We start from the raw sequence: 12,464 nt of genomic DNA on the forward strand, positions 1-12,464 counted from the left end.
GGCTCATCGTCACCCCGGCGTCCAGGGCCTCGGCCAGGTCCATCAGCTCCTGCCGGGCCCCGGCAATGCCGCGCCCGGCGAGGATGGCGATGCGCTCCCCCGCGTCCAGCAGCTCGACCGCGCGGGCCACGTCGTCCTCGCGCGGCGAGACCACCCCGTGCGTCCACTCGGGCGCGGTCACGACGACCCCGTGCTCCTGACCGTCGTCCCCGGCCAGCTCGGGCGCCGGCGCGTTCTGCACGTCATGGGGGATCACCACCACGACCGGGGTCCGGTGCGTCAGGGCGGCGCGGAACGCCCGGTCGATCACCATCGGCAGCTGGTCGGCGGCGACGACGGTCTGCAGATAAGGCCCGGCCACGTCGGCGAACACGCTGCTCAGGTCGATCTCCTGCTGGTGACCGGAGCCGAGCACGCCCGTGTGCTGCTGAGCCACCAGCGCCACCACCGGAACGCTGTCCAGCTTGGCGTCGTACAGGCCGTTGAGCAGGTGCACGGCACCCGGGCCCTGTGTGGAGTTGACCACTCCCACCCCGCCCGAGTACTTGGCGTCGGCCACCGCCATGAACGCCGCGGACTCCTCGTGCCGCGCCCGCATGAACCGCGGTGCCACGTCGGACCGCTGCAGCGCGCCGAGTATCGGGTTGTTCCCGTCCCCGGCGTATCCGTAGATCCGTTCCACATCCCAGGCGACCAGTCGTTCGACGACGAGGTCGGCCACCGTCTTGTCGTGGGTCATCTGTGTCCCCTCTCCGATTGACGGCCCTGCTGGTGGGCCCCACCGTAGGGGCCGCACAGGCGGGCCTCCACCGGTACCGCGCAACGACGTGGTCCCCGTCAGACCCAGCCCTTATCCTTTCGGGGACGGTCCGCTCGCCGGACGCGAACCCGACACCGGCACGCCACGCCGCCCGAGGAGACTTGATGACGACACCCGACACCGACCGCTCGCAGACCGCGGTCATCGTCCTGGCCGCCGGTTCCGGCACCCGGATGAAGAGCGCGACCCCCAAGATGCTGCACCGGGTGTGCGGCCGGACGATGCTCGGGCACGCGCTGCACGCCGCGGCCGGGATCCACCCGGAGCAGATCGTCGTGGTGGTGGGGCACCAGCGTGAGCAGGTCGGGGCCGCGGTCGCCGAACTCGCCGTCGACCTGGGTGTCCCGGTGACCACCGCGGTGCAGGAGGAGCAGAACGGCACGGGCGACGCGGTGGCCGCGGGCATGGCCGCCCTGCCCAACGACTTCTCGGGAACGGTGCTGGTCACCACCTCGGACATCCCCCTGCTGGACGCGGACACCCTCCGCGAGGTGGTCACGCGCCACGACCTCCGGCCACGCGCCTCGGTCACCATCCTGACCTCCACGGCCCCCGACCCCACGGGGTACGGGCGGATCGTGCGGAACGACGACGGCGAGGTGCTCAGGATCGTCGAGCACAAGGACGCCTCGGACGACGAACGGGCGATCGACGAGGTCAACTCCGGCATCTACGCCTTCGACGCCCGCGTCCTGCGGGAGAAGCTGGGCGAGCTGGGCACCGACAACTCGCAGGGCGAGTTGTACCTGACCGACGTCATCCAGTTGGCGCGTCAGTCCAACGGGCTCATCCGCGGCCACCGTGTCGAGGACGCCGATCTGGTGGCCGGGGTCAACGACCGCGTCCAGCTGGCCGGGCTGGCCGCCGAGATGAACCGCCGCCTGTGTGAGACGGCCATGCGCGCCGGCGCGACGATCGTCGATCCGGGCAGCACCTGGGTGGACGTGGACGTCCGCATCGGCCGGGACGTCACCATCCTGCCGGGCACCCACCTCACCGGCTCCACCGTGATCGGCGACGGCGCGACCGTCGGACCCGACACCACCCTGCAGGACACCACGGTCGGCGAGGGCGCGAGCGTCATGCGCACCCATGCCGTCGGCGCGAGCATCGGGCCCGGGGCCGAGGTCGGCCCGTTCGCCTACCTCCGTCCGCAGGCGGAGCTCGGCGAGCGCAGCAAGATCGGCACCTTCGTGGAGGTCAAGAAGTCGAGCATCGGGGCGCACACCAAGGTCCCGCACCTGACCTACGTGGGCGACGCGACCATCGGGGAGCACACCAATATCGGGGCATCCAGCGTCTTCGTCAATTACGACGGGGTGAACAAGAACCGTACAGTGATCGGCGATCACTGCCGCACCGGTTCGGACACCATGTTCATCGCACCGGTGACCGTCGGAGACGGGGCCTATTCGGGCGCGGGTACCGTGATCAAGAACGACGTCCCGCCCGGGGCCCTGGCGGTGTCCGGCGGACGACAGAGGAACATCGACGACTGGGTGATCGAGTACCGACCGGATTCCGGCTCGGCCGAGGCCGCCCTACGTACCCGGAACGACTCCTAGAAGGACGGACTCACCGAGTGAGCGAGTGGATCGACAACCAGAAGAACCTGATGTTTTTCGCGGGGCGTGCGCACCCCGAACTCTCGGATCAGGTCGCCGCCGAGCTGGGGATCGAGGTCACCCCCCAGACCGCCCGCGACTTCGCCAACGGGGAGATCTTCGTCCGCTTCGAGCAGTCTGTCCGCGGCTGCGACGCGTTCGTGCTGCAGAGCTGCCCGGCGCCGCTGAACAAGTGGATCATGGAGCAGCTCATCATGATCGACGCCCTCAAGCGCGGCAGCGCCAAGCGGATCACGGCCGTGCTGCCGTTCTACCCGTACGCGCGGCAGGACAAGAAGCACCGTGGTCGTGAGCCCATCTCGGCCCGCCTGATCGCCGATCTGCTCAAGACCGCCGGCGCCGACCGGATCATCACGGTCGACCTGCACACCGACCAGATCCAGGGCTTCTTCGACGGCCCGGTCGACCACATGCACGCCCAGGGCCAGCTGTCGGACTACGTGCGTGAGCACTACGGCACGGACAACATCTGCGTGGTCTCCCCCGACGCCGGCCGCGTCAAGGTGGGCGAGAAGTGGGCCGACGCCCTCGACGGTGCGCCCCTGGCGTTCGTCCACAAGACCCGCGACCCCAACGTGCCCAACCAGGTCAAGTCCAACCGCGTCGTGGGTGACGTCGAGGGACGCACCTGTGTGCTGATGGACGACATGATCGACACCGGCGGCACCATCGCCGGCGCCGTCAAGGTCCTCAAGGACGCCGGTGCCGGCGACGTGATCATCGCCTGTACCCACGGTGTCTTCTCCGACCCGGCGGCCGAGCGGCTGGCCACGTGCGGGGCCAAGGAGGTCATCACCACCGACACGCTGCCGATCCCGCCGGAGAAGCGGTTCGACAACCTCACCGTGCTGTCCATCGCCCCGCTGCTGGCCCGGACCATCCACGAGGTCTTCGAGAACGGCTCGGTGACCAGCCTGTTCAACGGGAACGCCTGACATGTCCGCGGACGCCGCGGGTCGCGCCACGATCTACCACAACCCGCGCTGTTCGAAGTCCCGGCAGGCGCTCGACCTGCTGCGCGAGCGGGGGGTCGAGCCGACTGTGGTCAAGTACATCGACACCCCGCCCACGGTCGCCGAGCTCCGCACCCTCATCTCCGACGCCGGGCTGACGGTGCGGCAGGCCGTGCGGGTCAAGGAGGCCGAGTTCACCGAGCTGGGTCTGCTCGAGGCCTCGGACGAGGAACTGCTCGAGTCGATGGTGGCGCACCCCCGGCTCATCGAGCGGCCCTTCGTCGTCACCGGCAAGGGCACCCGCCTGGCGCGGCCCACCTCGGCCGTCGAGGAGATCCTCTGACGGTTGGGGTGGTCGGAGTGACCCGGGCCCCGGCGTGACCCGGAGCCCGGGGTACCCGACGTGATTTGGGGGCGGGGCGCCGCGCCGCTAGGCTGATCGGGTCATCTCGGCGAGGGAGGGCCCTGCAGGGGCCACTCCGTTATCGACGCGATCATTGTCGGTGTGGTCCCCGGTGGGCCGCCCCGGGCGATCGTCTCGGTCGCCGGGGAGGTCTCCCGCCCGCAGAGCGCACGCGCGCTCCCCACCGACAGAAGGTTCACCATGGCCAAGGAAATCAACAACCTCAAGACCTCCATCCGCACCGAGTTCGGCAAGGGCTCCGCCCGCCGCGCCCGTCGTGAGGGCCAGGTCCCCGCGGTGCTCTACGGCCACCACACCGAGCCGCGCCACCTCCTCCTCAACACCCTGGAGTTCGCCGCGGTGCTGCGTGCACACGGCACCAACTCGCTGCTCACGCTGGACATCGAGGGCGAGGAGCAGCTCGCGCTGCCCAAGCAGATCGACGTGCACCCGCTGACCCGCGTCATCGAGCACACCGACCTGCTGGTCGTGCGCAAGGGCGAGAAGGTCACGGTCGAGGTCTCCGTCACGGTCGTCGGCGACGCCGCCCCGGGCACCCTCGTCACCCAGGACGCCAGCTACGTCGAGATCGAGGCCGACGCCACCCTCCTGCCCGAGGGCTTCGAGGTCTCGGTCGAGGACGCCGAGGCAGGCCTCCAGATCACCGCCGCCGACATCGAGCTCCCCGCCGGCAGCACCCTGGTCTCCGATCCCGAGACCCTGATCGTCAACGTGATCGAGGCGCCGACCGAGGCGGACCTCGAGTCCGAGGAGGAGGCAGCCCCCCAGGGTGAGGCCGCCGAGGACGCCGCCCAGGCCGCCGAAGAGGCGTGATCCCCCTCGCCGCGGCCTGAGCTGCGGCGACACCGCCCGCGGGCCCGCTGCCGACCATCGAGTCGGAGCGGGCCCGCGGTCGATTCCGGAACCCCTCGTCCGGACGCACCGGCCGGCTGGTCCCGACCGCAGTCGAGACCTAGCCGCAGTCGAGACCTAGCCCCGAATGAGGCCGACGGCCAGGACGACCATCATCACGGCGATCCCCGCGTCCAGCACCCGCCACGCGCCGGGCCTGGCGAACACTCCACGCAGGGCCCTGCCCCCGAAACCGATCAACGCGAACCATGCCGTGCCGGCGAGGAACGCCCCGGCCGCGAACACCCAGCGCAGATCCCCCGCCTGCTGGTTGGCGAGGGTCCCCAGGAACACCACGCTGTCCAGATAGGCGTGGGGGTTGAGCCAGGTGAACGCCGCGCACGCCGCCACCGCGCCCAGGGTCGAGGGGATCCGTGCGTCGCCGTCCACCTGCAGCCCGCTGCCGGGGCGCAGGGCGCGGGATGCGGCAAAGGCGCCGTAGGCCAGCAGGAACACCACCCCGAACCACTTCATCACCGTGATGGCGGCGGGCGCGGACTCGACCAGCGCCCCGACCCCGGCCACGCCGAGCAGGATCAGGGCCGCCTCGGACAGGACGCAGAAGATCACGATCGGGACCATCGCCACGTCGCCGCGGATCGAGCGTTGGAGGACGTAGGCGTTCTGTGCGCCGACGGCGGCGATGAGCCCGAGGCCCATGCCGGCGCCCATGAGAAGCGTGGAGGTGGTGGTCACGTCCCCACGCTAGGGTCGCGATGGATGTAGCGCTACTACAGTTCCTTGGTTAGCATTAGCCTCACTTATGGACGCACTTCACCTGGACCAGCTGCGCACCCTCGTGGCCGTCGTCGACCTCGGTTCGTTCGACGCGGCCGCCACCCACCTCCACCTCACGCAGTCCGCGGTGTCCCAGCGGATTCGAGCGCTGGAGGACTCGGCCGGCCGAATCCTGGTCCGCCGGGACCGCCCGGTCACGGCGACCGACTCCGGCGAGACAGTGCTCCGGACCGCACGGCAGATGCTCCACCTCGAGGAATCCCTGTCCCGCGAGTTCGACGGAGCGGGCACCCCGACAGAGCATGTGGTCCTGGCGGTGGCGTGCAACTCCGATTCGCTGGCCACCTGGTTCCTCGACGCCATGACCGAGGTCCACTCCTTGGGCCGGGTGGTCTTCGACCTCCGCCGCGAGGACGAGTCGTTGTCCTCCCAGCTCCTCCGGCGCGGCGAGGTGATGGCGGCGGTGACCAGCGAGTCCCGACCCGTCCAGGGGTGCCGGTCACTGCCGCTGGGGTCGATGCGGTACCTCGCGTGCGCCAGTCCCGGGTTCGTGGCCCGGCACCTGCGGGACGGTTCGCCCACGACCGCGCTGGGCCGAGCCCCCATCGTCGACTTCGATCGCAGCGACGCCCACCAGAACCACCACTACCGACGGTTGGCCCGCCGCGAACCGACCGGGCCCCGACACTTCGTGCCCAGTTCGCACGACCACGTCCGGGCCATCGCCGCCGGGGTGGGGTGGGGCCTGGTCCCCGAGCGACTGGCCACACCGTGGCTGGTCTCCGGCGAGCTCGCCGAGGTCTCCCCCGACCGCCCCCTCGACGTCCCACTGTTCTGGCAACACTGGAGACTCCAGTCCCCCGACCTCGACGCCCTGACGGCGGCGGTCCTCGAGACGGCCCGGGCCGAGCTGCAGGCATGACGGCCCGAGCCGGAGCGGAGGCGAGCGGGTGGGGAGTCGACCGACGGGAGCGGCGACCGACTCCGTCTGGGACCATGGGTCCGTGAGTACCGCTGACGCCCCCGGACCCAGACTCGTCGTGGGCCTGGCCAACCCCGGTCCCGACTACGAGGGCACCCGACACAACATCGGCTGGGACGTGCTGGTCGAGCTCGCCTCCCGCGCCCTTCCCATGCCCGCGAGCTTCTCCACGCACAAGCGGACCAACTGCGAGGTCGCCCAGACGCGGTTGGCCGACCAGGCCGTGGTCCTGGCCCGTCCGCGGAGCTACATGAACCTGTCCGGGGGCCCCGTCGCGGCGGTGGCGAAGTACTTCTCCGTCGCCCCCACCGAGGTGATCGTGGTGCACGACGAGATCGACATCGATTTCGGTCAGGTCCGGCTCAAGCGTGGCGGGGGCGAGGGCGGGCACAACGGCCTGCGCTCGGTGACCAGCGCCCTCGGCACGCGCGACTACATCCGCGTCCGCGCGGGGGTCGGCCGGCCACCGGGTCGCATGGCGGTGGCGGATTACGTACTCAAGCGCTTCTCTAAGCTCGAGCAACCCGACGTGCCGTTCCTGGTCCAGGACGCTGCCGACGCCGTCGAACTGCTCCTCACGCACGGGCTGGAGACCGCCCAGAACCAGGTCCACTCCGCGTGAGCCGTCCCCGGCGGCTGCGACGTGACGCCGCTCTGGGCGCGGGGGCACTGACGGGCCGGAGCAGGAGCGCACGACCGGCTCGTGGGGCGATCACATGTCGTACAGCTCTCCCAGCCGGTCGAGAAGCGCCACGAGCGCCCCGCTCTCCAGCGACGCCGCGACCTCACCCTCGCTGAACCTCTCGGACCGCATCATCCAGGTGAGCAGCGCGACGGCCAGCTCCTCGTCGGAGTCCCGGGCCAACGCCACGAGATCAGGTGCCCGGCTGCCCATTCCGTGCCCACCTCGCCGCTGGAGCGTCCGCCGGTACTCGACATCGGTCAGCGCTCCCCCGTTGCAGACCTCCATGACCTTCTCGGTGTCGCGGTCGTAGATCGGGTACCGGAGGTTATACGAGCCGTCCTCGTTCTGACCGCCCCCGGACCACACGACCGAGCGGACACCACGCAACCGCTCGACCGCCGGGAGCAGGTCGCGTAGCGCGGCCCTCCGCTCCTCGCGTACCCGTGCGTCCCCGACCACAGAACCGTCCCTGCTCGCACTCATTCCCGTCTCCGCTCCGGCGCGTCCGGTGACGCCGCCACTGCGCACCGTAGGCGCCGGGTCCGACATCGCGCCCAGCGTGACCTCGCCTTTCGCGCGCGCCCGCCGACCCCGGGCGGCGCACCGGCGGATTGGGTGCTCGAACGTGGACGGACGTACCCTGGGATGACGACGGCGAGGGCCGCCGGAGCACCGAGGAGGACGCGTGACGGAGACCGCCGAGGACACCGGGACGACCGGGCAACCCGCTGGTCCCGACAGGTCCGGGGCCCACACGGACGTACGCTCCGAGGTCGCCCGACGCCGCACCTTCGCCGTGATCGCCCACCCGGACGCCGGCAAGTCCACGCTCACCGAGGCGCTCGCGCTGCACGCGCGGGTCATCACCGAGGCCGGCGCCGTCCACGGCAAGTCCGGTCGCCGCGCCACCGTGTCGGACTGGATGGAGATGGAGAAGGCCCGCGGCATCTCGGTCAGCTCCACGGCACTGCAGTTCACCTACAAGCCGGCCGGGGCGCCGGACGACGACGAGCCGTACGTCATCAACCTGGTGGACACCCCCGGGCACTCCGACTTCTCCGAGGACACCTACCGCGTCCTCACCGCGGTCGATGCCGCGGTCATGCTCATCGACGCCGCCAAGGGCCTCGAGCCGCAGACGCTGAAGCTGTTCCGGGTGTGCAAGCACAACGGGCTGCCCATCATCACGGTGATCAACAAGTGGGACCGGCCGGGGCAGGCGCCGCTGGAACTGCTGGACGAGATCACCGAGCAGATCGGCCTGGTCCCCACCCCCCTGTTCATGCCCGTGGGCATCGCCGGCGACTACCGGGGCCTGCTCCGCCGCGGCCCCGAGGGGGCGCCGGAGGAGTACATCCACTTCACCCGCACCGCCGGCGGCTCGACCATCGCCCCGGAGGAGCACTACGACCCGGCCGCCGCCGCCGAGCGCGAGGGCGAGGTCTGGGAGACCGCCGTCGAGGAGTCCGAACTGCTCTCCGCCATGGGTCAGGACCACGACCAGGAGCTCTACCTGGCCGGCGAGACCAGCCCGGTGATCTTCGCCTCCGCGATGCTCAACTTCGGCGTCCACCAGATCCTCGACGCGTTGGTCGAGCTGGCCCCGCCGCCGCACGCGTGGGACACCGTCACCGGCGCGCCGCGTGAGACCTCGGATCCGTTCTCCGCGGTCGTGTTCAAGGTGCAGGCCGGCATGGACGCCGCGCACCGCGACCGGCTCGCGTTCATGCGCGTGGTCTCCGGCGAGTTCGAGCGCGGCATGGTGGTCACCCACGCCCAGTCCGCCAAGCCGTTCACCACGAAGTACGCGCTCACCGTCTTCGGCCGCGACCGCACCACCGTCGAGACCGCCTACCCGGGCGACGTGGTGGGCCTGGTCAACGCCACCGCGCTGGCCCCCGGCGACACCCTCTACACCGGTAAGAAGGTGCAGTTCCCGCCGATCCCCCAGTTCGCCCCCGAGCACTTCGCCGTGGTCCGCGCGCAATCGCTGGGCAAGTACAAGCAGTTCCGCAAGGCGATCGACCAGCTGGCCGCCGAGGGCGTGGTTCAGATCCTGCGCAACGACACCCGCGGCGACGCGAACCCGGTCATGGCGGCGGTCGGGCCCATGCAGTTCGAGGTGGTGACCGCCCGCATGAAGACCGAGTTCAACGTCGAGGTCGTCGTCGACAACCTGCCCTACTCCATCGCCCGCCGCACCGACGCCGCCTCGGCCGACGAGCTCGGCCGCCAGCGCGGAGTGGAGGTGTTCCAGCGCACCGACGGCGAGCTGCTGGCCCTGTTCGGCGACAAATGGCGTCTGCAGTACATCAGCAAGGAGATGGAGCACCTCACCATCGAGCCGCTGGTCGCCGACACCAACTGACCCTCTCGTCACCCGGGTCCCACCGGCCCCGAAAGAAGTCTGAACGACTGTCCAGAAATCGCCCGGACAGGCCGTGCGACGGCCGATTCTTGATTAAGCTCCCTCTCACGCCGACGCGCCCGCCGACCCACGGCAGGTGCCGTCCGAGAGGGGCACGGGCATGGGACGCAGCAGATCGACCACGAGGACCACGATCACCGGCGAGTGGCCGCGCGCTGCGTTGGCCCTACTCATGGCGGTGATACTCACCGTTCCGCTGGCGGCCGCTCCGGCTCGCGCCGCCGCCCCGGTCAGAGGCATGGTGGACGCCCACGCCCACATCGCCGCATCGCAGGCGTTCGGCGGGGCGCTCCGGTGCGGCGAGCCGTTCGCCCCCGGCGGAATGGCCCAGGCGTTGGCCGACTGTCCCACGCACTCGGACTTCGGCCACTTCTCACTGCTCGAGTCGGTCCTCGGCGGCACCGCGGTCCCCGGCGGCACTCAGGGCTACCCCACCTTCGCGCAGTGGCCAGCCCACAACTCCCAGCTCCACGAGCAGGCCTACTACACCGGTATCGAGCGCGCGTGGCGGGGCGGTCTGCGGGTGCTCAACAACTACCTGGTCGCCAACCGCGTGCTGTGCGAGATTCTGATCGGCTCGCCGTACTCGTGCGACGAGATGGAGCAGTTGCGCCGGCAGGTGGACTACTTGAACCGCATGGAGGCCCACATCGACGCCGAGCACGGCGGCCCGGGTCGCGGATGGTTCCGGATCGCCCGGTCGCCCGGGGAGGTCCGTGCGATCGCGGCGCAGGGCAAACTCGCGGTGACGCTGGGAGTGGAGGCCTCCGAACCGTTCGGCTGCCGGGTGGTCAACGACGTGCCGCTGTGCTCGGCCGAGGACATCGACCGCGGGCTCGACGAGTTCGCCTCGTGGGGCGTGTCCACCGTGTTCCCGGTCCACAAGTTCGACAACGCTCTCGGGGGCGCCCGCATGGACGAGGACCTGGCGGGACTGGCCGTGAACGTGGGCAACAAGATCGGGACCCAGCGCTTCTGGGAGACCGAGCCGTGCAGCGGCCCCGACGCGGACCACGAGCAGCCGATCGTCAGCACCCCGGTCGCTGACGGACTGGCCGCGGCGTCGTCGGGCGCACCCTCGGGAGCGGCGCTGCCGGTGTACCCCGAGGCGCCGCTGTGCAACGTCCGCGGACTGACCCCGCTCGGCGAGCACGCCGTCCGCGGGATGATGGCGCGAGGCATGGTGATCAACATCGACCACATGAGTGTCAAGACGGCCACCCGAACACTCGACATCGCCACGGAGACGGGATACACGGGACTGATCTCCGACCACACCTGGGCCACCCAGGGCATCACGCGCCGCATGCACGAGCAGGGCGGGTTCGTGGCCGCGTTCGCCTGGCCCGCCGACGCCACCGAGAACTTCGACACCGGCTTCCTGGAAGCGTGGCGGGCCAACACCGCAGGTACGACCCGCCCGTGGGCCGGCTACGGCTTCGGCTCGGACGTCAACGGCCTGGCCCCGCTCGCCGACCCGCGTCCCAGCGCGGCCACCGACCCGCTGGTCTACCCGTTCACCGCACTCAGCGGCGAGGTGATGGACCGTTGGCAGTTCGGTGAGCGGGTCTACGACCTCAACGTCGACGGGGTGGCCCAGTACGGTCTCTACGCGGACTGGGCGGCCGACCTGCTGCACCGGGCCGGACCTGACCGCCCCGAGCTGGAGCGTCAACTCATGGGCGGCGCGGAGGCGTGGACGGCCAACTGGGAACGCGTGCGGTGACCCGATCCGCCGACCGCGTCGGCCCCCTGTGGGTCCTGGCGCTCACGCTCGGCGTCGTGGCGGTGTTCGCCTCCTGGTTCGGCCCGCTACAGATACTCCTGCCCGTCCAGGCCGACAGGATCGGCGGGCCGGGAGGTCGGGAGGCGCTACTCGGACTGGTCGTCGGTGTCGGCGCGGCCGTCGCCCTGGTGGCCAACCCGGTGTGGGGGCTGATCTCCGACCGGTGCCGCGCGAGGCTCGGCACCCGCATGCCTGTGGTGTACGTGGGCACGGCGATCGGTGTGGCGGGCCAGCTGGTGCTCCTGACCGCCGACTCCGGCCCGGCCACGGTCGCGGGGTGGGTCCTCGTGCAGCTGGGGTTCAACGGACCGTTCGCGGTGCTGGCAGCGCTGATGGCCGATCGCGTACCCGAGCAGCAGCGGGGCGTGGTGGGCTCGCTGTTCGGGGTGGGCCAGATCGTGGGCGTGATCAGCGGCGTCGTGGTGGCGGAGTCCGTCGGTGGAGGCGCCACCGGATACCTGGTGCTCGCGGTGCTCACGCCGGCACTGCTCTCGGCGATCGTGGTGGCGGGACGTGCGCCGGTCGCCTCACCGGCGCACGCGACCGCAGGCGGGGACGGCGGAGCGGGGCCCGGGATCGACGGGAGGATCGGCGGAGCAGGGCCCGGGATCGGAGCCGAGGTCGGATCACTTCCCCGGGTCGCGCTCGCCGACTTCCGACCGACCCGCGAGTACGTGTGGGCGTGGCTGCTGCGGTTCCTCATGAACCTCACCAACGCGATCCTGCTGGTCTACCTGTTCTTCTTCCTCGACACCGTGGTCGGGGCGCCCGACCCCGGCAACTCGGTCCTCATGGTCACCGTCATCACGCTCGTCCTCTCCGCGGTCTGCGCGGCGGCGGCCGGCTCGTTCTCGGACCGGCTCCACCGGCGCCGCGAGTTCGCCGCAGCCGGGGCGCTGATCACCGCCGGCGGGTTGATCGGCCTCGCTGCGTCCACCACCATGCCGGCGGTCCTGGCCGCCGCGGCCGTGCTCGGGGTGGGCTGGGGACTGTTCATCGCGGTCGACATGGCGATCATCACCGGTTCCCTGGCGACCTCCGGCACCGCGGGCACCCTGCTGGGAGTGGCCAACATCGCCACCTCACTGCCGCAGGTGGTGGCACCGGCGATCGCCGTGCCCCTCGTCACCTC

Annotated in this window: 12 protein-coding genes; 9 read left to right on the forward strand and 3 right to left on the reverse strand. The window is 70.8% G+C overall.

Going from position 1 to position 12,464, the window contains the following annotated elements:
- On the reverse strand, positions 1–739 hold a 739-nt coding region (locus G6017_RS12215; protein WP_277817928.1), incomplete at its 3' end, for a thiamine pyrophosphate-binding protein.
- A 185-nt stretch (positions 740–924) separates the two neighbouring features.
- Between G6017_RS12215 and glmU the strand changes: the two genes are divergently transcribed.
- From glmU to G6017_RS12235, 4 genes are all read left to right on the forward strand, one after another.
- The gene (glmU, locus tag G6017_RS12220; protein ID WP_182617582.1) at positions 925–2,385 is read left to right on the forward strand and encodes a bifunctional UDP-N-acetylglucosamine diphosphorylase/glucosamine-1-phosphate N-acetyltransferase GlmU; all 1,461 of its coding nucleotides are present in this window, start codon (positions 925–927) and stop codon (positions 2,383–2,385) included.
- Between the two features lie 17 nt (positions 2,386–2,402).
- The gene (locus G6017_RS12225) at positions 2,403–3,380 is read left to right on the forward strand and encodes a ribose-phosphate diphosphokinase (RefSeq protein ID WP_179525800.1); all 978 of its coding nucleotides are present in this window, start codon (positions 2,403–2,405) and stop codon (positions 3,378–3,380) included.
- A 1-nt stretch (position 3,381) separates the two neighbouring features.
- Positions 3,382–3,741, forward strand: a complete 360-nt coding sequence (gene arsC / locus G6017_RS12230; protein WP_182617583.1) for an arsenate reductase (glutaredoxin) — start codon at positions 3,382–3,384, stop codon at positions 3,739–3,741.
- Between the two features lie 261 nt (positions 3,742–4,002).
- The gene (locus tag G6017_RS12235; protein ID WP_182610988.1) at positions 4,003–4,635 is read left to right on the forward strand and encodes a 50S ribosomal protein L25/general stress protein Ctc; all 633 of its coding nucleotides are present in this window, start codon (positions 4,003–4,005) and stop codon (positions 4,633–4,635) included.
- Positions 4,636–4,791: 156 nt separating this feature from the next.
- Here the strand turns inward: G6017_RS12235 and G6017_RS12240 are convergent, their stop codons facing one another.
- Positions 4,792–5,409 (reverse strand): LysE family transporter, encoded by a 618-nt coding sequence (locus tag G6017_RS12240; RefSeq protein ID WP_182610998.1) that lies wholly within the window; start codon positions 5,407–5,409, stop codon positions 4,792–4,794.
- Between the two features lie 67 nt (positions 5,410–5,476).
- Here G6017_RS12240 and G6017_RS12245 point away from each other — a divergent pair, with 67 nt between their 5' ends.
- On the forward strand, positions 5,477–6,373 hold the full coding sequence (locus tag G6017_RS12245; RefSeq protein ID WP_182617584.1) for a LysR family transcriptional regulator ArgP: 897 nt from the start codon (positions 5,477–5,479) through the stop codon (positions 6,371–6,373).
- 82 nt (positions 6,374–6,455) lie between these two features.
- Entirely contained in the window at positions 6,456–7,055 is a 600-nt protein-coding gene (gene pth / locus G6017_RS12250) for an aminoacyl-tRNA hydrolase (RefSeq protein ID WP_179525804.1), read from the forward strand.
- Between the two features lie 90 nt (positions 7,056–7,145).
- Here pth and G6017_RS12255 read toward each other — a convergent pair whose 3' ends face one another.
- Complete coding sequence (locus G6017_RS12255; RefSeq protein ID WP_182617585.1) at positions 7,146–7,601, reverse strand: DUF6508 domain-containing protein; 456 nt, start codon at positions 7,599–7,601, stop codon at positions 7,146–7,148.
- 202 nt (positions 7,602–7,803) lie between these two features.
- Between G6017_RS12255 and G6017_RS12260 the strand changes: the two genes are divergently transcribed.
- The 3 genes from G6017_RS12260 to G6017_RS12270 all read left to right on the forward strand — a co-directional run.
- Positions 7,804–9,486, forward strand: coding sequence for a peptide chain release factor 3 (locus tag G6017_RS12260; protein ID WP_182617586.1), 1,683 nt, complete (start codon positions 7,804–7,806; stop codon positions 9,484–9,486).
- A 160-nt stretch (positions 9,487–9,646) separates the two neighbouring features.
- Entirely contained in the window at positions 9,647–11,272 is a 1,626-nt protein-coding gene (locus tag G6017_RS12265) for an amidohydrolase family protein (RefSeq protein ID WP_241731512.1), read from the forward strand.
- The coding region (locus tag G6017_RS12270) for an MFS transporter (protein WP_347237996.1) at positions 11,269–12,464 on the forward strand (1,196 nt) is incomplete at its 3' end. The genes G6017_RS12265 and G6017_RS12270, both read left to right, overlap by 4 nt.

Source organism: Dietzia sp. B44 (genome assembly GCF_014145245.1).
Lineage (GTDB): Bacteria > Actinomycetota > Actinomycetes > Mycobacteriales > Mycobacteriaceae > Dietzia > Dietzia natronolimnaea.